General features: G+C 73.1%; 17 protein-coding genes and 3 tRNA genes. 18 read left to right on the top strand and 2 right to left on the bottom strand.

The window, feature by feature from the left end; all coding sequences use genetic code 11:
- The first annotated feature begins 140 nt into the window (after nucleotides 1–140).
- The 11 genes from EMA17_RS07805 (at nucleotide 141) to EMA17_RS07755 (ending at nucleotide 15,567) form a co-directional block, all read left to right on the top strand.
- Nucleotides 141–995, top strand: a complete 855-nt coding sequence (locus EMA17_RS07805) for a DUF4132 domain-containing protein (protein WP_126636185.1) — start codon at nucleotides 141–143, stop codon at nucleotides 993–995.
- Nucleotides 992–5,866 (top strand): hypothetical protein, encoded by a 4,875-nt coding sequence (locus EMA17_RS51660; RefSeq protein WP_160161340.1) that lies wholly within the window; start codon nucleotides 992–994, stop codon nucleotides 5,864–5,866. Before EMA17_RS07805 ends, EMA17_RS51660 begins: the two co-directional genes overlap by 4 nt.
- A complete protein-coding gene (locus EMA17_RS07795; protein WP_126636184.1) occupies nucleotides 5,866–7,026 on the top strand; it encodes an ATP-binding protein in 1,161 nt (386 codons plus the stop codon). The genes EMA17_RS51660 and EMA17_RS07795 overlap by 1 nt, the downstream gene beginning before the upstream one ends.
- Before the next feature lie 4 nt (nucleotides 7,027–7,030).
- Nucleotides 7,031–11,092, top strand: coding sequence for a vWA domain-containing protein (locus tag EMA17_RS07790; RefSeq protein ID WP_126636183.1), 4,062 nt, complete (start codon nucleotides 7,031–7,033; stop codon nucleotides 11,090–11,092).
- Nucleotides 11,089–12,918, top strand: a complete 1,830-nt coding sequence (locus tag EMA17_RS55250; RefSeq protein WP_126636182.1) for a hypothetical protein — start codon at nucleotides 11,089–11,091, stop codon at nucleotides 12,916–12,918. The genes EMA17_RS07790 and EMA17_RS55250 overlap by 4 nt, the downstream gene beginning before the upstream one ends.
- Nucleotides 12,919–12,983: 65 nt before the next feature.
- Nucleotides 12,984–13,056, top strand: a tRNA-Thr gene (locus EMA17_RS07780).
- 45 nt (nucleotides 13,057–13,101) lie between these two features.
- Nucleotides 13,102–13,177, top strand: a tRNA-Met gene (locus EMA17_RS07775).
- Nucleotides 13,178–13,253: 76 nt separating this feature from the next.
- Nucleotides 13,254–13,418: a 50S ribosomal protein L33 gene (gene rpmG, locus EMA17_RS07770; protein ID WP_004571794.1), complete on the top strand. Its 165-nt coding sequence runs from the start codon at nucleotides 13,254–13,256 to the stop codon at nucleotides 13,416–13,418.
- Nucleotides 13,419–13,544: 126 nt separating this feature from the next.
- Nucleotides 13,545–14,003 (top strand): MaoC family dehydratase N-terminal domain-containing protein, encoded by a 459-nt coding sequence (locus EMA17_RS07765; RefSeq protein ID WP_126636642.1) that lies wholly within the window; start codon nucleotides 13,545–13,547, stop codon nucleotides 14,001–14,003.
- 2 nt (nucleotides 14,004–14,005) lie between these two features.
- Nucleotides 14,006–14,434 (top strand): MaoC family dehydratase, encoded by a 429-nt coding sequence (locus tag EMA17_RS07760; RefSeq protein ID WP_126636181.1) that lies wholly within the window; start codon nucleotides 14,006–14,008, stop codon nucleotides 14,432–14,434.
- 80 nt (nucleotides 14,435–14,514) lie between these two features.
- Nucleotides 14,515–15,567 carry a UDP-N-acetylmuramate dehydrogenase gene (locus tag EMA17_RS07755; RefSeq protein ID WP_126636180.1) on the top strand — a complete coding sequence of 351 codons (1,053 nt, stop codon included), beginning with the start codon at nucleotides 14,515–14,517 and terminating at the stop codon, nucleotides 15,565–15,567.
- A gap of 849 nt (nucleotides 15,568–16,416) precedes the next feature.
- On the opposite strand, the gene EMA17_RS07750 is transcribed toward EMA17_RS07755, so the two are convergent.
- A complete protein-coding gene (locus tag EMA17_RS07750) occupies nucleotides 16,417–17,490 on the bottom strand; it encodes an adenosine deaminase (protein WP_126636179.1) in 1,074 nt (357 codons plus the stop codon).
- Nucleotides 17,491–17,597: 107 nt separating this feature from the next.
- Complete coding sequence (locus EMA17_RS07745) at nucleotides 17,598–18,857, bottom strand: pyridoxal phosphate-dependent aminotransferase (RefSeq protein WP_246126525.1); 1,260 nt, start codon at nucleotides 18,855–18,857, stop codon at nucleotides 17,598–17,600.
- A gap of 206 nt (nucleotides 18,858–19,063) precedes the next feature.
- Between EMA17_RS07745 and EMA17_RS07740 the strand changes: the two genes are divergently transcribed.
- From EMA17_RS07740 to rplL, 7 genes are all read left to right on the top strand, one after another.
- Nucleotides 19,064–19,136 (top strand) — tRNA-Trp (locus EMA17_RS07740).
- Nucleotides 19,137–19,255: 119 nt separating this feature from the next.
- A complete protein-coding gene (secE, locus tag EMA17_RS07735; protein WP_078979280.1) occupies nucleotides 19,256–19,582 on the top strand; it encodes a preprotein translocase subunit SecE in 327 nt (108 codons plus the stop codon).
- Between the two features lie 64 nt (nucleotides 19,583–19,646).
- The gene (gene nusG / locus EMA17_RS07730) at nucleotides 19,647–20,513 is read left to right on the top strand and encodes a transcription termination/antitermination protein NusG (RefSeq protein ID WP_126636178.1); all 867 of its coding nucleotides are present in this window, start codon (nucleotides 19,647–19,649) and stop codon (nucleotides 20,511–20,513) included.
- Nucleotides 20,514–20,685: 172 nt separating this feature from the next.
- On the top strand, nucleotides 20,686–21,120 hold the full coding sequence (gene rplK / locus EMA17_RS07725) for a 50S ribosomal protein L11 (RefSeq protein WP_078975739.1): 435 nt from the start codon (nucleotides 20,686–20,688) through the stop codon (nucleotides 21,118–21,120).
- Between the two features lie 133 nt (nucleotides 21,121–21,253).
- Nucleotides 21,254–21,970 (top strand): 50S ribosomal protein L1, encoded by a 717-nt coding sequence (gene rplA, locus EMA17_RS07720; protein WP_126636177.1) that lies wholly within the window; start codon nucleotides 21,254–21,256, stop codon nucleotides 21,968–21,970.
- Between the two features lie 429 nt (nucleotides 21,971–22,399).
- Entirely contained in the window at nucleotides 22,400–22,963 is a 564-nt protein-coding gene (rplJ, locus tag EMA17_RS07710; RefSeq protein ID WP_126636175.1) for a 50S ribosomal protein L10, read from the top strand.
- 93 nt (nucleotides 22,964–23,056) lie between these two features.
- Entirely contained in the window at nucleotides 23,057–23,437 is a 381-nt protein-coding gene (rplL, locus tag EMA17_RS07705) for a 50S ribosomal protein L7/L12 (RefSeq protein WP_126636174.1), read from the top strand.
- The last annotated feature ends 435 nt before the right edge of the window (nucleotides 23,438–23,872 follow it).

Raw genomic sequence — 23,872 nt, 5'->3', positions numbered from 1 at the left:
CATCCTGACGGGTGACGGCGCTGTCGGAATCGACGGCTAACGTTCCCGCCAACCTGATCACGGGCGCCGAGCGCCTTGTGCCGCTGGGCAGTTGACGGGTTGTCACCAACATTCGCACACATGCGTGGAGGGGAACGATCGTGGGATGGATCCGGGCGGGCGACTATGAGGTCGCCTTGGAAGACGGCAAGGTGGTGTGCCGCAACGCCAAGGGGCGGCAACTGAAGTCGGTGCCCGGGAAACTCGCCGACGATCCGGCCGTGGTGGGCCTGCGACAGCTCGTCGAGTGGCTGGATCGGCACGATCGGGCCTGCCTGGACGCGGTGGAGCGCTGGATGATCGGCTCGCTCCCGGTCCCGGTCGAGGTGTTGGCCCGGGTGTGGCCGGATCCCGCCTGGCAGCGGGTGCTGCGCGACCTGGTGGTCACCACCGGCGAGGACGGCGCGGTGGCCGGATTCCTGCGCGGCGCGGACCCCGAGCGCGGCGTCGGCATCGTCGACCCCGACGGCGACACCGTCTACCTCGACGCGCGGACCATCCGCATCCCGCACCCCGTGCTCCTCGACGACCTCGACGACCTGCGCGAATTCGCCGTCGAACTCGGCGTCGAGCAGCGCGTCCAGCAGCTCTACCGCGAGGTGTGGCACCGCCCCGCCGACGTGGACGCCGCCCGCACCGGCGTGGAGGAGTTCGCCGGCGGACGCTACGACCAGCTGCGCTTCCTGATCGGCCGGACCACCCAGCTGGGCTACCAGGTGCGCGGCGGCCAGGCCGTGTGCACCGTGCTCGACGGCGGCCGCGAGATCGAGGCGCGGATGTGGCTGGGCGACTACGACGGCTACGAATCGACCGAGACCGGCTCCGTCGCCTGGTCCGAGGGCGGCAGCACGCTGACCCTCGACCGGGTGCCGCCGGTGGCCTGGTCGGAGGGCATGCGGATGGGCGCCGCGCTGTACGCGGGCCGCACGATCGAAACCACGGAGGACGCGGCATGAACACCACCGGCACGGGCACCACCCCCGACCCGTCGCGCGTCCTGCTGGACGCGGGCGCGGTCCTGCCCGTCGGCACCCTCGCCGGCGACGACATCGACACGCTCACCGTGCGCACCTACCTGCACCCCGCGTTCGGCGACCGCCCGATCGTCCGGCTGGTCCCGGGCACCCTGGGCGAGGCCGAGGACCTGGCGCTCGGCTTCCTGGGGCTGACCCGCGATGCGGACGCCCCCGAGGTGGGCCAGGTCCGCCGCGAGGCGCTCGGCTTCCCCGCCTGGGCGCTGGTCAACGACCCGGCGAACGGACACCACGCGCTGGCCCTGGTCCGCGACATCGAACGCCTGGACCGGCAGGCCAAGACCAAGCCCGGCGCGGCCAAGGACGGCTTCGACCAGCTCGCGATCCGCCTCGGCCGGGCCGTACCGCACTTCCTGCCCACCTTCCACGAGCAGGCCGCGCGGATCTTCCTCAAGCACGACAACAAGACCTACGCGTCCGCGTTCTTCGGCAAGGCCCGCGAGGCCGAGCGGGTGCACAACCTGGCGATCGAGGAGGAGCGACTGCGCGCGGTCTTCCTGGAGTTCGCCTTCGCCGGCGCGCTGACCGCCAAGGCGCTCAAGGAACACGCCAAGTCGCTCGCCGCCCGCCTCGGCCCCGCCGAGGCGTGGGTACAGTTCCGCCAACTGGCGGTCGAGCGCTGCACCGCGGGCATGCCGCCGTACGCCGGCCTGGCCGAGGACGCCCGCGCGCTGATCCGCGCGGCCGGCGGCGACCACACCGGCGAGGAACGCGCGCTGCTGCGCGAACTGCTCGCCACCCCCGCGATCGCCCGCGCGCCGCTGTCCTTCTGGAAGGTCAACCGCGCCCCGATCGCGGCACTGGCCGGCGCCGAGCCCGAGTCGCGGGCCCGCCTCCTCGACATCCTGCCCACCCCCGGCGGTTCGGCGTCCAACGCCGAGGTCGACGACTTCTGGCTCGACCTGCTCGACGAGGCCGGCGTCCTGGACCTGCTCGTCGAGGGCGACCTCGAACCCGGCGCCCGGGCCCAGTGGGTCACCCGCTGGACCGCGCACCGTCAGCGCGGCTGGGGCTACACCGGACGCAGCGCGCGCACCGCCGCGCTGGTCGCCCGGATGGCCGACACGCTGCGCGCCGAGGCGGTACCGGTCACCCTGTTCAGCGGCAGCCGCTACCGCACCGGTGTCGACCTGGACCTGCTGGACCTGGCCCTGGCCGAGCGCATACCCGTGACCGACCCCGACCCGCAGCACACCTTCCTCCTGGGCGAGTGGTGGGACGACGACGCCGAGGGCCGGCGCGAGCTGACCGCGGTCGCCGCCGACGAACGTTTCCTGGCCCTGCTCCTGACCGCCGTCGGCGGCCTGAACGCCAAGCACCAGCCGGCCACCGCCGCCCACCCCGTGCTGCGCCCCGTGCTCGCCCGCCGGCTCACCGAGCTGGGCGAACGGCTCACCTCCGCGGCCGGCCTGCCCGACGCCGAGCGCGAGCTCAAGGTGCTCGACGGCTTCCGCGGCGTGGTCGAGGACGTGACCCCCGACCTGGTCGCCCGCGTCCGCGCGTTCGACGCCGTCGCGCTGCTCGCGACCACGCTGCGCGCCGGCGTCTACGACGAACTCGGCTGGCCCGCGCTCGACGAGGCCGTCGAACTGCTCGGCCGCAAGGGCGACATCCGGCTCGACGAGTCCTGGCCCGCGCTCGTGCTCTCCACCGAGAAGCGCGCGCTCGTGGTCGGCCCCGAAGGCATCCTGCTCGACCACGAACCGCGCGTGCCCAAGGACCGCACCAGCTGGCAGCGCACCCAGTACCGCTACGTCGACGGACAACTCCTGGTCGCCTGGTACAACACCGACTACGACTGGGAGGGCTACTGGTCCGCGCGCCCGACCGAGACGTTCCTGCTCGGCGGACCGCCGAACAACGGCTCCGACGGCGAAATGCTCTCCCTCGCGCTGCCCGACGGCGGCGTCACCACCGGCGGCCGGCCGCTGTACGCCGGCGACACCAAGCTGCCCACGCGCCGGGGCGTGCTCACCGACGGCACCACCCACTGGTCGCTCGACTACGAGCGGTCGGACCGCAAGTGGACCGAGTTCGACCCGGCCACCGGCACCCACGGCCGCGCCTCGCTGCCCGCCCCGTTCGCCGCGGCGGTCGCCGACGGCGGCTCGCTGGTGCCCGACGCGTGCGAGTTGTTGCCGCTGCTGCCCGGCCTGGAGCAGACCCCGTTCGGCACCGACGGCACGCTCGTGGGCCACTGGGTCCGGATCGACGGCGACACCCTCACCGCCGGCTCGGTCGACGGCCACACCGTGAGCGCGCCCGTGCGCGGCCGGCGGCACTGGGACCAGCGGCCGCTGGAGATCCCGATCGGCGCGCTGCGCCTGCCCGGCGGCGCGACCCCGACGGCGGTCGCCCCACACAACGGCGCCGTGACGCTGTGGCACGAGGGCGTGCTGCTCGGCCACTGCGGGGCCGGCTCCGGGCTGGCCGCCGGTACCCGGGTGGTGCCGGCGCCCGCGTTCTGGCACGCGCTGCGACCGCGCGACGAGGCCGGCTCGCTGGCGCTGCGCGCGATCACCCACGAGCAGGCCGTCGTACTGGTCGAGGAGGTGCGCGCGGACCGCGACCGGGCCCGGGCCGAGTACGAGGCCGCCAAGAAGTCGCCGAACAAGCCCGCCAAGCCGGACGCGATCCGCACCGAACCGGTGCGCCGCCTGCTGCCCGCGATCGCACACGCCGGCCTGGTCCGCGGCGTCGCCTCGCTGGTCGGGGAGACCGCCCGACTCGCCGAGCGGCTGCGCGACTTCGGCAAGGTGAACCGCAAGGAGCACAAGCCCCGAGCGGTGCCCACCGGCCCCGAGCACGGCCGGGACAACGAGCTGTGCCCGGCGGTGGCCGGTATCGCCGGCGTCGGCTGCCGCTACTACGGCGATCAGGGCCGGGGCACCTGGACCACGCTCGAACACATCACCTCGGTGGCCGCGATGCTGGCGCGCACCGACGGCCCGGCCGAGTGGACCACCGAGGAAGAGGGGCTGAAGGAACCCCACGTGGCCGCCTGGCACGACCTGCTCGACCACCGCGCGGCGATGGTCGCCCGCGCCCTGTCGCCGTTGACGTCCGACGCACACCGCGCCTCGCTGCTGCTGCTTCTGGAGGCGCTCGCCACCGGCCCGCTGGGCGCCCCCGACGGGACGCTGCGCCGGGTCGTGCTCTGCGAGCCCAAAGTCAAGAAGAAGGACCTCAAGCGCAAGGGGCGCGTCCTGCGCCGCGCCGACCGCACCGTGTTCATCCTGGACAGCCAGTACACCTACGGCAACGACACGCAGCACTGGCTCGCGCTCGACCACGACCCGTCGGGCCGGTTCGAGGCGGTCGACGGCTTCACCACCCACGAGGAACACCGCTACCGCGAGCCGATGTCCCCCGAACGCGTCGCCGCCGTCGTCGAGGGCGTTCGTGCCCACGGCCCGGTCCCGTGGCGCCCGGACGCGGTGTCCGCCCTGACCGAGGGCACCGGATTGGGCCGCGCCGAGGCGAGCCTGCTGCTCGCCGGGCTGGTCGCCGGCGATCTGGACAAGGACCAGCGGGCGGTGCTCGGCCTCAGGGCCGCCGAGGCGACCAGCGCCCGCGAGCAGTTGGACCGGCTCGACCGCGCGGCGCGCGCCGGCGTCCAGGGCGCGCTGGTGCCCGAGCGGCCCGAGGCCGTCGCCGACCTGTGGACGAGCGGCTGGGACATCGCGGCCGGCAGCCGGGCCTGGGAGGCCGCCTTCGGGCGGGTGTTGCGGCTGCCCGAGGAGGTCGCGGCGGACGTCCGGGGCATCCCCGCCGCCGCGTTCGAATACGTCCTCACCCCCGAGTCCCACCGGTGGATCACCGGCACCTCCACCCACAGCGTCGACAAGGACGGCAACCTCGTCGCCTCCGACCCCGAGGCCGTGCCCGCCGGCCACACCCTGGGCCTGGCGGTGACCGCGCTCGCCTGGCTGGCCTACCGGCTGCCCTACGGCGATCCGCTGCGCCCGCATCTGCCGCGCGTGCTCGACCTGCTGCGCAAGCGGGTGACCGATCCGGGCCTGGTGGTCGACCTGGACGTGGAGTACGCCGAACGCGGCGCCACCTCCAAGCTGTTGCGCGAGGCGGCCGGACTGCCCGCCACCGGCGCCGCCGACCCCGACGGCGTGCTCCGGATCGAGGACCGCTTCTGGTTGCGCCCCTGGTACACCGACAACGAGTTCACCCTGGTGCGCACCGCCGGCTTCACCGGCGCCGACGACCCGTGGTTCGACCGGCTGATCGCGCTGCGCGGCGAGGCGCGGTCCGTCGCCTTCGCCGCCTTCCGCCGCATCCTCGACCCGGCCTTCGAGACACTCCTGCGCGCCGACGGCCCGCCCGGCGTCCCGCAGGACCCGAGCCGGTCGGTGCCGGACCTGGTCGCCGAGGTGGCCAAGACGTACGGCATCGGCGAGGACGCCGCCGTCCTGTACCTCCAGTTGCTCGCCCTGCCGGACCCGACGGATCGTCAGGTCGCCCGCTGGACCGGCTGGAAGCCCGCCCGGCTGAAGAAGGCCCGGACCGAACTCGCCGGCACCGACCTGGTCCTGGAGGCCAAGCGGGCCCGGGCCGGCCGCTCCCTCTTCCTGCCCGGCGGCTGGAACGCGCTGAAGAGCCCCACACTGCCCCTGGAGGTCTGGAAGGAAGGGCTCTACCCGAGCCCCGGGCGGGGCATGATCGTGCCCGACCTGCCCGTGCCCGAACTGTTCCACCGGGCCTGGCGGCGCGTGCAGGACGGCGATGCGCCAGGCTTCGAGGAACTCGTCACCCGTACCTCCCGGAAGGGCCGCCGCTGATGGCAACCGCAACCGAACCCGCCACCGGGGCACGCCAGATACACCCGCCCGAGGACCTGTACGCCCGGGAACTGGCGTTCCTGGCCGCCTACGACCGGGGCCCGCGCCCGCCGGCCTGGCGGCTGACCCCGCGCGCGGTGGTCACCTTCGTGATGGGCAGCGGCGACGAACTCAAGCTGCCCGAACCGGTCGAGGGCCTGCCCCGCGCCCTGACCATCGGCGCCAAGTTCGTCGGGGAACGCGCCCTCGTCGAGCGCTGCGTGGTCACCCTCGCCGGCGAACGCGGCCTGCTCCTGGTGGGCGAGCCCGGCACCGCCAAGTCGATGTTGTCCGAGCTGCTCGCCGCCGCCGTCTGCGGCACCAGCGGGCTCACCGTGCAGGGCACCGCAGGCACCACCGAGGACCAGCTCAAGTACGGCTGGAACTACGCGCTGCTGCTCGCCCAGGGCCCCAGCCGGGGCGCCCTGGTGCCCTCGCCCGTGCTCACCGCGATGACCACGGGCGCGGTGGCCCGGATCGAGGAGGTCACCCGCTGCCTGCCCGAGGTGCAGGACGCGCTGGTGTCGCTGCTCTCGGAGCGGCGGATCGCGGTCCCCGAACTCGCCGGCGGCCCCGACGCGCAGGTGCACGCCGCGCCCGGCTTCACCCTGATCGCCACCGCGAACCTGCGCGACCGGGGCGTCTCGGAGATGTCCGCCGCGCTCAAGCGCCGGTTCAACTTCGAGACGGTCGGCCCGATCGGCGACCACGACGCGGAGACCGCGCTGGTGCGCCGCCAGGCCAGGGCCGCGGTGGAGCGGACCGGGACGGCGTACGCCGTCGACGACACGGTCCTGGAGGTGCTGGTCACCGCGTTCCGCGACCTGCGCACCGGCCGCTCCGCCGAGGGCTGGGAGATCGAACGCCCGTCCACCGTGCTGAGCACCGCCGAGGCGGTCTCGGTCGCCTCCTCGCTCGCGCTGGCCGCGGCCTACTTCCCGGGCGACCGGGACGTGCTGAGCCTGCTGCCGGGACACCTGCTCGGCGTGGCGAAGAAGGACGACCCGGCCGACGCGGCCCGGCTGCTCTCCTACTGGGACGCGGCGGTGCGCCGACGGGCCGAACACGGCTCGGCCACCTGGCGCACCCTGTGGGACCTGCGCGGAGTCCTGGAGGGCTGACGAGGTGTCGACCATACGTACGGACGGGCCCATCGACGAGGCCCGTCCGGCCGCCGCGCGCCTGGCCGCGTCCCGGCGGCCCCACCTGATCGGCGTGCGCCACCACGCGCCCTCGCTCGCCGCCGCGGTGCCCGCGCTGCTCGACGAGGCCCGGCCCGACGTGCTGCTCGTCGAACTGCCGCACGAGGCCGCGCCCTGGTTGGAATGGCTCGCGCACGAGGACACCCGGGCGCCGATCGCGCTGGCCGGGACCGGACCGCACGGGCTCGGCTTCTACCCCTTCGCCGACTTCTCGCCGGAACTGGCCGCGCTGCGCTGGGCCGCGCGCAACGGCGTACCGGCGATCCCGTGCGACCTCCCGCTGGGTCACCCCGGCTGGGACCGGGCGGCCGGCCCGGTCGCGGACGCGGGGGACACCGACACGGGGGCGGGCGGGTTGCACGCGGCGCTGCGCGACCGGCTCACCGGCCGGGCCGGGGACGACATGTGGGACCGGCTGGTCGAGGCCACCGCGCCGGGCTCGTCCGCCGAGGCGATCCGCCGCGCCGCGCTCACCGTCGGCTGGGCCCTGCGCCGCGACGCCGGCACCGTCGACCCGGTCGACCTGCGCCGCGAGGCGTGGATGCGGTCCACGCTGCGCGCGGCGGAGGAATCCGGGGCGGCGCGGGTCACCGTGGTGCTCGGCGCGTTCCACGCGCCGGCCCTGCTCGACGGCGACGCGGAACCGCCCGCCGGCGACATCGCCGACGTGACGATGTCGTTGATCCCGTACACCTACCCGCTCCTGGACGCCCGTTCCGGCTACCCCGCCGGCATCCGCGACCCCGAGTGGCAGCAGTCCGTCCTGGAGTCGGCCGGCGACCCCGCCGCGCTGCGCGAGGCGCTGATCGGCGCGGCGGTACGGATCTGCACCGATCTGCGCGGCCAGGGACACCCCAGCGGTCCGGTCGACGCGCGCGAGATCGTCCGGATCGCCGGCGACCTCGCGAACCTGCGCGGCCTGCCGGCGGCGGGGCGCGGCGAACTGCTCGAAGCGACGCAGACGGTGCTCACCCACGGCGAGCCGCTGGGCCGGGGCCGCTCGGTCGCCCGCGCCCTGGAGCGGGTGCTGGTCGGTACGCGGGCCGGGCGCCCGTCACCGGCCGCGCCGCGCAGCGGCCTGGGGCCCGAGGTGGAGCGCCGGATCGCCGAACTGGGCCTGCCCGGACCGGCCGACCCGGCGGAGCGCGACCTGCGCCTGGATCCGCTGCGCGGCGACCGCGACCGGCGAAGGGAACTGCTCCTGCAACAGCTGACGACCTGCCGGATCCCCTACGCCGAGCCGACCGCGGTGGTCGGCACCGGCGGCGCGGACGCGGTCACCACCCGCTGGCGGGTGCGCTGGACGCCGTCGGTGGCGGCCCTGCTCGACGCGGCCGGCGCCCGTGGCGTCACCCCGGAACAGGCCGCCGAGGGCACCCTCCGCGCCCAACACCACCAGGAACTCGCCGAAGGCGGCCCCACGGCCCCCCAGATCCTCACCGGCCTCGAACGCGCCGCGGCCTGCGGCCTGCCGGCCCTCACCGCGACCCGCCTCGCCGAAACCGCCGAATCCCTCCCGACGATCGCCGGCCTCCCCGACCTCCTGGCGGCCCTGACCCTCACCGACCGCATCCACAAGGGCCACCTGGGCATCCCCGGCCCCGACGGCCCGGATGCCGAGAGCGGCCTCGGCGACCACACGACGGACCCGGCGGGACAACCGGGAGGGGCACCCGCATCCGAGCACGCGGAGCACGGCGACCCGAAGGCCGCTGCGGCCTCGGGACCGGGCGAGGAGATCACCCGCATCCTCCTCACCGCCGCCGTCCGCCACCTCGACGGCCTGACCGGATCCGACGACCCGGCCGATGCCCGCGCGCTGGCCGACCTCGCCGGGCGCGCCGACGTGTTCGGCGGCGTCCGGCTGACCGCGGGGCTGGCCCGCCTGGCCGCCGACGGCTCGCCGCTGATGTCCGCCGCCGCGGGCGCCGTCCGGGTCCTGCTCGGGCACGAGGACCCGACCGTCCTCGGCGACCGGATCGGCTCCTGGATCGACACCGCGACCACTCCGGCGACCCGAGCCGAACTGACCCGCCGACTCACCGGCCTGCTCACCGCGGCCGGCCCCCTGCTCCAGGCCGGCGGCCCGATCCTCACCCCGCTCCTGGACCGCGTCGACACCCTCCCCGACCGCTCCTTCCTGGACCGTCTCCCGGCCCTGCGAGGCGGCTTCGACACCCTGACCCCCGCCGCCCGAGACCGAGTCCTCGCCACCCTGGCCGAGCACCTGGGCGACCGAGTGGACACCGAAGCGGACCCCATCACCCTGGCCCTGTGGACCAGCACCGACCTGACCGCCAAATCGGCCCTGACCCAAAGAGCCCTCCTCCCCCCAACCACCCCACAAGCCCAACACCCAACCAACCCCGAAGCCCCACAACCCACGAAACCCGCCGCAGCCTCGGCCTCCTCGACCCCCACCGGCGGTCCGCAGGACCCATCAAGCCCGGCCGACGCCGTGAATCCGCAGCCCACGCACCCCGCCGCAGCCTCGACCTCCTCGATTCCCGCCGGCGTCCCACAGGACCGCTCCATCCCGGCCGACGCCGTGAATCCGCAGCCCACGAACCCCGCTCCAGCCCCGGCCTCCTCGATTCCCGCCAGCGTCCCACAGGACCCATCGAGCCCGGCCAGCGCCGTGAATACGCAGCCCACGAACCCCGCTCCAGCCCCGGCCTCCTCGATCCCCGCCGGCGGTCCGCAGGACCCGTCGAGCCCGGCCGACGGCGCGCATCCGCAGCCCGCCAACCCCGCGCCCGCCGCAGTGCTTCCGGCGCCCGACGGTCGGCCGCGAGGCCGATCCGGCCCGGCCGATGCCGTAGATCCGCAGCCTGCGGGTCTCGCCGAACGGGTGGGCGGGTGGGAACACACACAAACCCACGACCTCCCTCCCACCCAACGCTGGAAACTCATCCTCGGCCGCCAATCCGACCGCCTCCCCCCAACGGCATCCGGCATGGCCCGCGCGCTCGACGAGCTCTACGGCACCGGCCACGGCGAAGGCTCCCGCAGCGACCTCGGCGACGCCCCGGGCGCCGGCCGCGGAGCCCCCTACCCCGGCGTCCGGGAATGGTCCGAGGACCTGATCGCCCTCTTCGGCCCGGCCGTCCGCGAGGAGGTCCTGGCCGCCGCCGCGTCAGCGGGCCGCACCGATGTGCTCACCCACCTCGACCCCGCCGCCGCCCGCCCCTCCGTCGACCTGCTCAAGACCGTCCTGACCCACGCCGGCGGCCTCCCGGAGAGCAAACTCGCCCTCCTCCGCCCGCTGATCGCCCGCATCGTCGCCGAACTCGCCCGCGAACTCGCCACCCGGCTGCGCCCCGCGCTGACCGGCATCACCACCCCCCGGCCCACCCGCCGCCCCGGCGGCGCGCTCGACCTGCCACGCACCCTGCGGGCCAACCTCACCACCGCCCGCCGCGCCGCCGACGGCTCGGTGCTGGTGGTGCCGGAGAAGCCGATCTTCCGCACCCGTGCGAGCCGCAGCAACGACTGGCGGTTGATCCTGGTGGTCGACGTGTCCGGCTCGATGGAGGCGTCGACCATCTGGTCCGCGCTCACCGCCTCGATCATGGCCGGCGTCCCGTCCCTGAGCACCCACTTCCTGACCTTCTCCACCGAGGTCATCGACCTCACCGGACACGTCCACGACCCCCTCGGCCTGCTCCTGGAGGTCAAGGTCGGCGGCGGCACCCACATCGCCGCCGGCCTGCGCGCCGCCCGCGACCTCGTCACCGTGCCCTCGCGCACCCTGATCGCCGTGGTCAGCGACTTCGAGGAGGGCTATCCGATCGGCGGCCTGCTCGCCGAGGTCCGCGCGCTCGCCTCCTCGGGCTGCCACATCCTCGGCTGCGCGAGCCTGGACGACGCGGGCCGACCGCGCTACTCGACCGCCGTCGCCGGCCGCCTGGTAGCCGCCGGCATGCCGGTCGCCGCGCTGAGCCCCACCGAACTGGCCCGCTGGGTCGGAGAGAAGGTCCGATGAGCACGCAGGGCCTCCCACCGGTCGCCCCCGACGTCACCGCCGACATCGTCGAAGCACTCACCCCGCGCCTGCGCAAACGCCTCGACGCCGCGATCGGCAAACTCCTCGCCTGCCCGATCGAACACGACGGCGACACGGTGCGGATCACCGTCGGCGAGGACGCCGAACTGACCCTGTACATCCCGACCGGCGCCGTCACCACCACCGCCGACCTGCGCTGCAGCTGCCTGCTGGCTCCCGCCTGCGTACACCGCGCCGCAGCCGCCGCCGCGGCCCCGGTGGCCGAGCCCCAAGCCCCCGACGAAACCGACACACCCAACACATCCGACGCGCCCGACACGACCGAGCCCGCGGAACCGGCGGCAACAACCGCCGAGTCCCCCACCCCCGCCGAGCCCACCCCCGCCGAACGCGCCGCCGCCGACGCCCTCTGGACCGCCGGCGCCGCGATCGTCGACGCCGGTGTCGACGGCGCCGGCGCCGTACTCCAGGCCGGCCTGCTCCGCGCCGCGCACACCGCCCGCCTCGCCGGCCTGCACCGCGCCGCGGCCGCCGCCGTCACGGTGGCCACCGGCCTGCGCGCCGCCCGCGACCGCGACCCCGCGTACCGGCTCGCCGACCTCGTCGCCGCCATGCGCGAACTGCTGGACGTGGCCCACGCGTTGCGCACCCCGGCGGCGGCCTACCCGCAGTCCCTCGAACTGCTGCGCGGCACCTCCCGCCGCGCCTACGCCGCGGCCGGCTCGCTGCGCCTGTACGGCCTGTTCACCGAACCCGTCCTGACCGCCCGGGGGTTCGCCGGCGCGGTCACCACCACGGTCGACCCCGCCGGCACCCTGCGCACGATCGGCGACGTCGCCCCCGGCGGCGCCGACCGGGCGATCGGCGCCGCCACCCGCGCGATCCGGCTCGGCGACACCTCGATCGACCCGGTCGCGCTCACCCGCGCCGGCCTCGTCGTCTCCGGTGCCACCGTGTCCGCCAACGGTCGGCTCGGCGCGGGCCAGGCCGTCCGCGCCGCGCGAGCGAGCGGCGCGGCCTGGACCGACGAACCGCTGCGGGCCCTGTGGGAGACCCCGCTGTCCGCCCAGATCGACCGGATCGTGGGCCACCGCGACCTGCCCCCCGACGACCGCCCCGCCGGCGCCGACCTGCTCTTCCTCGACGTCACCGTGCTCGGCACCACCACCGGCGCCCGGGACCGCCTGCTCGCCGAATGCGCCGGGCAGTCCGTACACCTGCTCGTCGCGCACGCCGACCCCGCCTTCGCCTACCGGGACAACCTGCGCCTGCTCGCCGACCGCCCCGGACTGCGCCTGCGCGTGGTCGGCCGCCTCGAACCCGGCGCCGACCGGGCGATCCGGGCGCTCGCGGTCGGCGTCGCGCCCGGCGAGGGCCCGACCCTGCGGCTCGCCGAGGACCGCCTGGGCCGGATCGACCTGGGCCTGGAGCGCCTGCACCGCGCCGACCTGCCCGCCGCCGACCCGACCCCGTCCGTAACCGGCGCGGCCGAGGAGCCCCCGCCCGCCCCGCTCTACCTGATGCACCGGCACGTCGAACGCGCGATCAGCGGCGGCCGTCCCGTCCTGGCCCTGGCCGGCTCCACCGCCGGCGACAGCGCCCGACTGCGTCGGGTGGGACTGGCCACGGGAGCCCTGCTCGTGGAGCGTCTGACGCACGTGGCGGCGGGCCGCGAACGGGATGTTTTCGGGCGTCTTCGCGCGGGCGACAACGACCTTTTGTCCGCTGCGTGGCTGGCCGCGGCCGTGTACGCGCAAACCGTCGAAGGGGCCCTGACCAGGGCTGTTTGGTCCACCGAGGGCTGAGGCAGGGGGCGTTGCGCCAATCGATTTCCGATCGGTGTCGGGCAGCGTGTATGGTTTTCCTGCTCGCCCCAATAGCTCAGTCGGTAGAGCGTCTCCATGGTAAGGAGAAGGTCTACGGTTCGATTCCGTATTGGGGCTCAGACGATGGGATCCCCGCCTGGCGACAGGTGGGGGCCTCGTCGAGGCGGCGTAGCTCAGACGGTAGAGCAAGCGGCTCATAATCGCTGTGTCACCGGTTCAAGTCCGGTCGCCGCTACCAAGCGAGCCGATTCGGGGGAGACTCCGCATCGGCTGCTTTTGCTGTATTCACCCCTGACCGCAAGGAAGGCACTCCAGTGGCTGCCACCGACGTCCGCCCGAAGATCACGCTGGCCTGCGTGGAGTGCAAGGAGCGGAACTACATCACCAAGAAGAACCGGCGCAACGACCCGGACCGTCTTGAGATGAAGAAGCACTGCCCCCGCTGCAACGCGCACACCGCGCACCGCGAAACCCGCTAGGCGTTTCGCACCCCGACACCGACGAGGCCACTCCCCACGAGGGGGGTGGCCTCGTTGTCGTATTCTCCGCAGCGTTGCCCCGCCGGCTCGCCGGCCATCACCGCCTCCACCAGGGAGAACCGCTTCATGCCGCTGGACGCGAAGTTCATCGGGCGGACCTATCCGCCCACCGAGCCGTACGAGGTGGGTCGGGAGAAGATCCGCGAGTTCGCCGCCGCGATCGGTGACCCCGATCCCGCGTACAACGACCCCGAGGCGGCCAAGGCGCTCGGTCACCCCGACGTGATCGCGCCGCCGACCTTCGCGATCGTGGTCACGATGCGCGCCGCGGACCAGGTCGTGTACGACCCCGAGTTGGGCCTGGACTACTCGCGCGTGGTGCACCGCGACCAGAAGTTCACGTACACCCGGCCGGTCCGCGCCGGCGACCGACTGACCGTGGTGACCACCGTGGACGACATCAAGTCCCTCGCGGGCAACGACGTCCTCACCACCCGCGCCGAAGTCAGGACCGTGGAGGGCGAGCACGTCGTCACCGCGCTGTCGAGCCTGGTGGCCCGCGCCGCCGGGGAATCGGAGAGCTGACCATGACCGCCAAGATCTCCTTCGACGACGTCGCGGTCGGCACCGAACTGCCCACGCGCAGCTTCCCGGTCACCCGGGAGACCCTGGTCCGCTACGCGGGCGCGTCGGGCGACTTCAACCCGATCCACTGGAACGGCCGGTTCGCGACCGACGTCGGCCTGCCCGACGTGATCGCGCACGGGATGTTCACCATGGCCGAGGCCGCCCGCGTGGTCACCGACTGGCTCGGCGACCCGGGCGCGCTGATCGAATTCGGCGTGCGCTTCACCAAGCCGGTCGTGGTCCCGGACACCGTCGAGGGCGCGACCATCGAGGTCACCGGCAAGGTCGCGGTGCTCCTGGACGACCGCCGGGCCCGAGTGGACCTCGTGGTCACCGCCGCCGGCGCCAAGGTCCTGGGCGTACCCAGGGCCGTGGTGCAACTGGCCTGAGCCCAAGGGCCGGGTGCGCCCGGAGCCCCGGGTGGGCCGGCCCGAGCCCGGCGCGGGGCGGGTGATGCGAGAATCCAACGGTGCAGCCTGAAACCGACGCGCCCCTCGCCGCCCTGACCACCCTCCGCCTCGGCGGCCCGGCCCGTCGGCTCCACACGGCCACGACCACCGACACGATCCTGGCGGTCGTCCGCGCCGCCGACGAGCAGGGCACCCCGCTGCTCGTGCTCGGCGGCGGCAGCAACCTGGTCGTCGGCGACGACGGCTTCCCCGGCGACGTGCTGCGGATCGCCACCACGGACCTGCGCGTCGACGGCACCGCGCTGAGCGTGGACGCCGGCGTGCCCTGGGACGACGTGGTCACCGCCGCCGTCGACGCGGGCCTGTCCGGCGTCGAATGCCTCGCGGGCATCCCCGGCAGCGCGGGTGCCACCCCGGTGCAGAACGTCGGGGCGTACGGCCAGGAGGTCGCCGAGACGATCACCTCCGTCGAGGTCTACGACCGCGCCGAGCGCCGCCCGCGCACGCTCACCGCCGCCGAGTGCCGCTTCACCTACCGGCACAGCGTCTTCAAGGGCGACGACCGCTTCGTGGTGCTGCGCGTGCACTTCCGGCTGCACGACGACGACGGCCGCTCGGCCCCGATCCGCTACGCCGAACTGGCCCGCGCGCTCGGCGTCGAGCCGGGGGAGCGGGTCTCACCGGCCGCCGCCCGCGCCGCCGTGCTCGAACTGCGCCGCGGCAAGGGCATGGTCCTGGACGCCGCCGACCACGACACCTGGAGCGCGGGCTCCTTCTTCACCAACCCGATCCTGACCCACGACGCCTTCGCCGACCTCATCGCGCGCGTCGCCCGGCACCTGGGGCCCGACGTCACCCCGCCCCGCTACCCGTCCGGCGCCGACCACGTGAAGACCTCCGCGGCCTGGCTGATCGAACGGGCGGGCTTCACCAAGGGCTACGGAGAGGGCCGCGCCCGCATCTCCACCAAGCACACCCTGGCCCTGACCAACCGCGGCCGGGCCAGCACGGAAGACCTCCTCGCCCTGGCCCGAGAGGTCCGCGACGGCGTGGCCGCGACCTTCGGCATCACCCTGATCAACGAACCGGTCCTCATCAACGCCAAACTCTGACCCGACCCCCGAGGCCCGTCCCACACCCCAAGCCCCCAACCTTCCCCACCGGCCCCCACACCCCGACGCACCGCCCCCACTCGCCACGCAAGCCCGCGCTTCGCCAGGTCCGACACCCAACCCTCGGCACCGGACCCCCCGACGCGCCGGCCGCGCCCGCGAGGCTTCACCACCCGACCCCCACGGAAGCCCGCGCCCGCCTGGTCCGGCGCCCGACCTTCACCACTGGTCCCGCACTCCAACGTGCCGCCCGCACTCGCGCGGTCCCCACCACCCGACCCCCACCGAGCCCCACGCCCGGCCAGATCCGGCGCCCGGCCTTCGGCACCCGGCCCGCACTCCGACGCGCCGCCGGCACTCGCGTGGTCCCCACCACCCGACCCCCACCGAGGCCCGCGCCCGGCCAGATCCGGGGCCCGGCCTTCGGCACCCGGCCCGCACTCCGACGTGCCGCCCGCACTCGCGTGATCCCCACCACCCGACTCCCACCGAGGCCCGCGCCCGGCCAGATCCGGCGCCCGGCCTTCGGCACCGGCCCGCACTCCGACGCGCCGCCCGTGCTCGCGTGGTCCCCACCACCCAGCCCCCACCGAGGTCCGCGCCCGGCCAGATCCGGGGCCCGGTCTTCGGCACCGGCCCGCACTCCGGCGTGCCAGCCGTGCTCGCGTGGTCCCCACCACCCGACCCCCACCGAGCCCCACGCCCCGCCACACCCGGTACCCGACCCCCACCGAAGCCCGCTACCCGCCGGATTCGGCGCCCGACCCTCGGCACCCGACCCGCACCCCGATGCTCCGGCCGCGGGGCCCGATTCGCTTGCCACCTGCCCGAGATCCGCAGCCTTTCACCTCACGCAACGGGTGGGCGGGTGGGCACAAACCCCGCCCCCACCACCGCACCGGATCCAGCCAGCCACCCCTCCACCCCGTCCAGCAATTCCCGCTGCACCTGCGCCGGCGCCACCGAGCCCAGGATCGACTGCCGCGCCAACTCCGCCAACTCCGCGTCGGTGAACTCGTGTTCGTCCCGGGCCAGCTCATACTGCGCGGCCAGCCGCGACCCGAACAGCAGCGGGTCGTCCGCGCCCAACGCGATCGGCACCCCCGCCTCGAACAACGTCCGCAACGGCACGTCCGCCGCCTTGTCGTAGACGCCGAGCGCGACGTTGGAGGCCGGACACACCTCGCATACGATCCGCCGCCGGGCCAACACCGCCATCAACTCGGGATCCTCCACCACCCGGATCCCGTGCCCGAGCCGCCGCGCGCCCAACACGTCCACGCAGTCCCTGATGCTGCGCGGCCCGTCCAACTCGCCGCCGTGCGGATTCGCGAACAGCCCCGCGTGCCGGGCGATCTCGAAGGCCCGCTCGAACGCGGGCGCCCGCCCCCGCCGTTCGTCGTTGGACAGCCCGAACCCGACCACGCCGCGATCGGTGTACTGCGCCGCGAGCCGCGCGAGCGTACGCGCCTCCAGCTGGTGCTTGGTCCGGTTCGCCGCGATCACCACGGCGATCCCGATCCCGGTCGCCGCCCGCGCCGCCTCCACCGCGTCCAGCACGATCTCCACGGCCGGGGTCAGCCCGCCCAGGCGCGGCGCGTACGAGGTCGGATCGACCTGGATCTCCAGCCACCCGGACCCCTCGGCCCGATCGTCCTCGGCCGCCTCGCGGACCAGCCGATGCATGTCGTCCTCGGAGCGCACACACGAGCGCGCGATGTCGTACAGCCGCTGGAAGCGGAACCACCCGCGTTCGTCGGTCGCCCGCAATCGTGGCGGTCGGCCCGAGGTCAGCGAGTCGGGCAGCCGCACACCGTGCAGATCCGCCAGTTCCAACAGGGTTTCCGACCGCATGGATCCCGTGAAGTGCAGGTGGAGATGAGCCTTCGGGAGGGTGCGGACATCGCGTGCGGGACGATCCATCCACAGATCATGGACCACCGGCCCCGCGCGCGTGAGGGGTACCGCCGATGATCCCCCTGAAGGAGAGCGGAAACTTCGGCGGCCTCGACGTGAACGACGACGTGCGGCTACTTCGCCTCGGCCAGCAATTCCGCGATCCGGCGCACACCCTCGACCAGGTCCTCGTCGCCGAGCGCGTACGACAGGCGCAGGTAGCCCGGAGTGCCGAAGGCCTCGCCCGGCACCACCGCCACCTCGACCTCGTCCAGGATCAGCCCCGCCAACTCGGCCGAGGTCGCGGGACGCGCGCCCCGGATCTCCCGGCCGAGCACCCCCTTCACCGACGGATAGGCGTAGAAGGCGCCCTTGGGCTCGGGGCACTCGACGCCCGGGATCTCGTTCAGCATCCGCACGATGGTGCGCCGGCGCCGGTCGAACGCCGTCCTCATCGTGTCCACCGCCGACAGGTCGCCGCTCAGCGCGGCCAGCGCGGCGGCCTGCGCGACGTTGCAGACGTTGGAGGTGGCGTGCGACTGCAGGTTCGCGGCGGCCGCCACCACGTCCCGGGGGCCGATGATCCACCCGACCCGCCAGCCGGTCATCGCGTAGGTCTTGGCCACCCCGTTGACGATCACGCAGCGGTCCGCCAGTTCCGGCACCACCACCGGCATCGAGACGAACTCGGCGTCGTCGTAGACCAGGTGTTCGTAGATCTCGTCGGTCAGCACCCACAACCCGTGTTCGACCGCCCAGCGCCCGATCTCCTCGATCCGCGCCCGGGAGTACACCGCGCCGGTCGGGTTCGACGGCGAGACGAACACCAGGACCTTGGTGCGCTCCGTCCGGGCCGCCTCCAACTGCTCGACCGACACCAGGTAGCCGGTGCTCTCGTCGGCGACCACGTCCACCGGGACGCCGCCCGCGAGCTTGATCGACTCGGGGTAGGTGGTCCAGTACGGCGCCGGCACCAACACCTCGTCGCCCGGGTCGAGCAGGGCCGCGAAGGCTTCGTGGATGGCCTGCTTGCCGCCGTTGGTGACCAGGACCCGCGCCGGATCCACCGCCAGGCCCGAGTCGCGCAGCGTCTTGGCCACGATCGCCGCCTTCAACTCCGGCAGCCCGCCGGCCGGGGTGTAGCGGTGGAAGCGCGGTTCGCGACAGGCCGCGACCGCGGCGTCCACGATGTAGTCCGGCGTCGGGAAGTCCGGCTCGCCGGCGCCGAAGCCGACCACGGGACGCCCGGCGGCCTTGAGCGCCTTGGCCTTGGCGTCGACCGCGAGCGTCGCGGACTCGGCGATGGCGCCGACGCGGGCCGAGACCCGTCGTCCGGCGGCGGACCCGGACCCGGACGCGGGCACGGACGGGGAGCCTGGGGTGGAAGCCGTCATGCCGGCCATCGTCCCATTCGCCCCCGTCCGGAGCACGCCGATTCCGCGCCGCGGGAACACCCGAACCGAGTACCGTCGCGGCACGGGTTCGACCTGACGCACCCGACCCCGTACACTCGACGCTTGGCGGTCCCAACCTGCGTGCTGCCGCGCCCGAAATCCTGTGTTCTCGGGCCGGTGACTCCGCTAGGTTGATGACCAAACGAAGGGCACTAGCTCAATTGGCAGAGCACCGGTCTCCAAAACCGGGGGTTGGGGGTTCAAGTCCCTCGTGCCCTGCGATGTGCGACAGCGGTCGATCCTCGGATCGACCGTGACGTGCACGCAGTCAGCGCAAACTGTCGGCGCCGACAACCCCGTCGGTGATCCACGGTCGGACCGGATCAGGTGAGGACGAGTTGACGGAGGCCCACGGCTCCACGGCTACGCCTGAGCACAGCAGCTCTGATGGCCACGGCTCCGACGACGTGCCCCCCGGCGGTCGCCGGGCGAATCGCCCGAAGGGCTCCTCGGGCAAGCCGGAGCAGAAGAAGAAAAACCTGTTCGCGCGGGCGGCTCTCTTCTACCGGCAGATCATTGCCGAGCTGCGCAAGGTCGTCTGGCCGACCCGCAACGAGCTGAGCACGTACACCACCGTGGTCATCGTGTTCTGTCTGATGATCATCGGAATCGTCTACGGACTCGACCTCGCCTTCGCGAAGGCCGCGCTCGCCGTCTTCGGCTGAGCCCCGTCCCTCGCAGCGCGCCTGCAACGACCGTTCGACCCCCAGCCAGGAAGAAGCACCCAACGTGTCTGACCCGAACCTGTCCGCCGACAACTCCGCCGATGAGACGGGGACCCTGTCGGAGCAGGCGGAGGCCGCGGCTCTCGAGGACATCGCCCTCGAGGACGCGGCCGAGGCCCCGGCCGTCTCCACCGATGACGACGTGGAGGACGCCGAGGTCGGCGAAGACGACGCCGAGGGCGCGGAAGCCGAGTTCGCCGACGACGAAGACGAAGACGACGAGTTCGCCGACGACTCCGACGACGAGGCCGAGGCCGTCGAGGACGCCCCCGAGGGCGACCCCGTCGAGGACTTCAAGGAAGTACTCCGTCGCGCCCCGGGCGAGTGGTACGTCATCCACTCGTACGCCGGCTACGAGAACCGGGTGAAGGCCAACCTCGAGTCCCGCACCACCTCGCTCAACATGGAGGACTACATCTTCCAGGTCGAGGTGCCGCAGGAAGAGGTCGTCGAGATCAAGAACGGTCAGCGCAAGACCGTCAAGCGCAACAAGTTCCCCGGCTACGTGCTGGTCCGGATGGACCTGACCAACGAGTCGTGGGGCGCCGTGCGGAACACCCCCGGTGTCACCGGCTTCGTCGGCAACGCGCACGAGCCCTTCCCGCTCACCCTCGACGAGGTCGTCAAGATCCTCGCCCCCGAGGAGGAGAAGGCGACCGGCGGCGGCAGCGGCGCCAAGAGCACCACCGAGGTCAAGGTGCTCGACTTCGAGGTCGGCGACTCGGTCACCGTCATCGACGGCCCCTTCGCGACGCTGCAGGCGACGATCAACGAGATCAACGCCGACTCGCAGAAGGTCAAGGGCCTGGTGGAGATCTTCGGGCGCGAGACGCCGGTCGAGCTCTCGTTCAACCAGATCCAGAAGAACTGATACTTCCCCCTGGTGGGGCCCCGGTTCGCCGGGGTCGCATCCGGGTGGTGGACAAGGCGCCCTCACAACGGTGGTTATCGTTGAGTGGGCGCCGCACCGCGTGGCGGGCCCGAACACGTCCGCGCTCCGCGTGGTGATCGGGACGTACATCTCGTCGAAGGACCCGGAAAAAATGCCTCCCAAGAAGAAGAAGCTGTCAGCGATCATCAAGCTGCAGATCAAGGCCGGCGCAGCCACGCCGGCCCCGCCGGTCGGCCCCGCGCTGGGTCAGCACGGCGTCAACATCATGGAGTTCTGCAAGGCCTACAACGCGGCGACCGAGTCGCAGCGTGGCGACATCGTCCCGGTGGAGATCTCGGTCTACGAAGACCGCTCCTTCACCTTCGTGACGAAGACGCCGCCGGCCGCGCGCCTGATCCTCAAGGCCGCCGGTGTCGAGAAGGGCTCGGGCGAGCCGCACAAGACCAAGGTCGCGAAGATCTCTCGCGAGCAGGTCCGCGGCATCGCGCAGACCAAGATGGCCGACCTGAACGCCAACGACCTCGACGCCGCCGAGAAGATCATCTCCGGCACCGCGCGTTCGATGGGCATCACGGTCGAGGGCTGATCCAGCCCCCGCAGCACGCCGGCAGTACCGAAACAGCGCGAGAAGGTGTGCGAACGCCCACCGACTCGCGGAGTGGAAGGGTCCGCGCGACCCGCTCCCACCACAACTCCTTTCAGAATTCCAGGAGCTTTCAGTGAAGCGCAGCAAGTCCTACCGCGAGGCCGACACCAAGGTCGACCACGAGCGTCTCTACTCGCCGCTCGAGGCCGTTCGTCTGGCCAAGGAGACCTCGCCCACCAAGTTCGCCGGCACCGTCGAGGTGGCCATGCGCCTGGGCGTCGACCCGCGCAAGGCCGACCAGATGGTCCGCAGCACGGTCATCCTCCCGCACGGCACCGGCAAGACCGCCCGGGTCCTGGTCTTCGCGACCGGTGACCGTGCCGAGGCTGCCAAGGCCGCCGGCGCCGACATCGTCGGCTCCGACGAACTCATCGACGAGGTCGCCAAGGGTCGGCTCGACTTCGACGCCGTCGTCGCCACCCCGGACCTCATGGGCAAGGTCGGCCGCCTGGGCCGCGTGCTCGGCCCGCGTGGTCTGATGCCCAACCCGAAGACCGGCACGGTCACGCCCGACGTGGCGAAGGCCGTGAACGAGATCAAGGGCGGCAAGATCGAGTTCCGCGTCGACAAGCACTCGAACCTGCACTTCATCATCGGCAAGACGACGTTCGACGACGCGCAGCTCGTCGAGAACTACGCCGCCGCCCTCGAAGAGGTGCTCCGCGCGAAGCCGTCGGCCGCCAAGGGTCGCTACATCAAGAAGGTCGGCGTCTCGACCACGATGGGCCCCGGCATCCAGGTCGACCCCAACCGCACCCGCAACCTCCTGGTGGAGGAAGAGGCGGTCTGATCCGCCCCGCACGCGAACGAGGCCCGGCACCCCACACGGGGTGCCGGGCCTCGGCACGTCCGGCCCCGGCGTCGCCCGGGCGGCCGGCGAGGCCCGCGCCGGCCGCCCGACGGAAACCGATTTGCTCCGAACGAGTGCCGTCGCGTACCTTTACCCCAAGCCAAAGACCGTCGGTCGTTGTCGTCGTGCCGCAAGGCGGGTCGACAAACGAAGGTTCCGCATCGCGGACGGCCTGCGCAGGTGTGAACGTGAGACGTTGCCCCCGATACATGCGGATGCCGTGTGGATCGAGGATGTACGCCCCGTGCGCCTGCGCCGGGGCGTTTTTCGTGTGTGGACCCCTTCCGCCCCGCGGACCGGCGAATTCATCCGGCACAGGTCGACCGCCACGGTCGACCGGCAATCGCATCGCGGAAGGAGGCCAGCCCTATGGCGAGGCCCGACAAGGCGGCCGCGGTCGCCGAGCTCACGGACCAGTTCCGTGACTCGAACGCCGCAGTGCTGACCGAGTACCGCGGGCTCACCGTCGCGCAGCTCAAGGAGCTGCGTCGTTCGCTCGGTGAGAACGCGCAGTACGCCGTGGTGAAGAACACGCTGACCAAGATCGCCGCCAACGAGGCGGGCATCGATCAGCTGGACGACCTCCTCGAGGGCCCGTCCGCGATCGCGTTCGTCACGGGTGACCCCGTGGAGGCCGCGAAGAGCCTGCGTGACTTCGCCAAGGCGAACCCCCTTCTCGTCATCAAGGGCGGCGTCCTTGAGGGCAAGGCGCTCAGCGCCGACGAGATCAAGAAGCTCGCGGACCTCGAGTCCCGCGAGGTGCTGCTCGCCAAGCTGGCGGGTGCCATGAAGGGTTCCATGGCCAAGGCCGCGGCGACCTTCCAGGCTCCGCTCTCGCAGTTCGTCCGCACCGCGGACGCGCTTCGGGCGAAGGTCGAGCAGGGCGGTGCCGGCGAGCCGGCTCCCGCCGCGGAGGCCGAGACCGCCGAGTAGTCCGGCAGTCGCGACCGACGTCGCCGGGGGCAGCGCCCCCGCCCATCCACACCACCCGGCACCAGCCGAATTGATCAGGAAGGACCGCCGATCATGGCGCTCACCCACGAAGAGCTCATCGAAGAGTTCAAGGCCATGCCCCTCATCCAGCTCGCGGACTTCGTGAAGCTGTTCGAGGAGACCTTCGACGTCAAGGCCGCCGCCCCGGTCGCCGTCGCGGGCCCCGCCGGCCCGGGCGTCGTCGCCGACGCCGTCGAGGAGCAGGACGAGTTCGACGTCATCCTCACGGGTGCCGGCGACAAGAAGATCCAGGTCATCAAGGAGGTGCGCGCGCTCACGAGCCTCGGTCTGAAGGAGGCCAAGGACCTCGTGGACTCCGCCCCCAAGGCGCTCCTGGAGAAGGTCTCGAAGGAGGCCGCCGAGAAGGCGAAGGCTGCCCTCGAAGGCGCCGGCGCCTCGGTCGAGGTCAAGTAATTCGACGCCGCCCATCCGGGCGGCATCACCGAAGGCGATCGTCCGTCAGGGCGGTCGCCTTCGGGCTTTTCGGGGCCGGTTTCGGGCTCGCCCGTACCCGGTCGGCCGGCTCCGGCGGGCCGTCGGAAGGGGTCGCGCGGCGCCCGATACGCCCCGATCGGCCTCGCCCGAAAGGGTGATACTCCCAACACCCTGAGCAGTCGCCGAACCCCCGCGCACCAGCGTCGTTGTGCCCTCGCCGAGGGCGTGCGCCACGGCGCGCGCCGCCGGTTCGAAGCGCGCCGTCCGGGCGTTGTCGGACCGGCGGTCTACCGTGTTTTTCCGGCTTCCCGAGGCTTCTCGCCAACTCGGTCGGCCGCTGTGACGAGACTCTCGCCGCAGGCCGCGAGTTCGGGACGGAGGTCCGGTTTTCTCGGCGCTCGGAAGGGTTCCGTC

The organism is Embleya hyalina (genome assembly GCF_003967355.1).
Taxonomy (GTDB): Bacteria; Actinomycetota; Actinomycetes; order Streptomycetales; family Streptomycetaceae; genus Embleya; species Embleya hyalina.
This window is presented reverse-complemented; position numbering and strand designations above follow the sequence as displayed.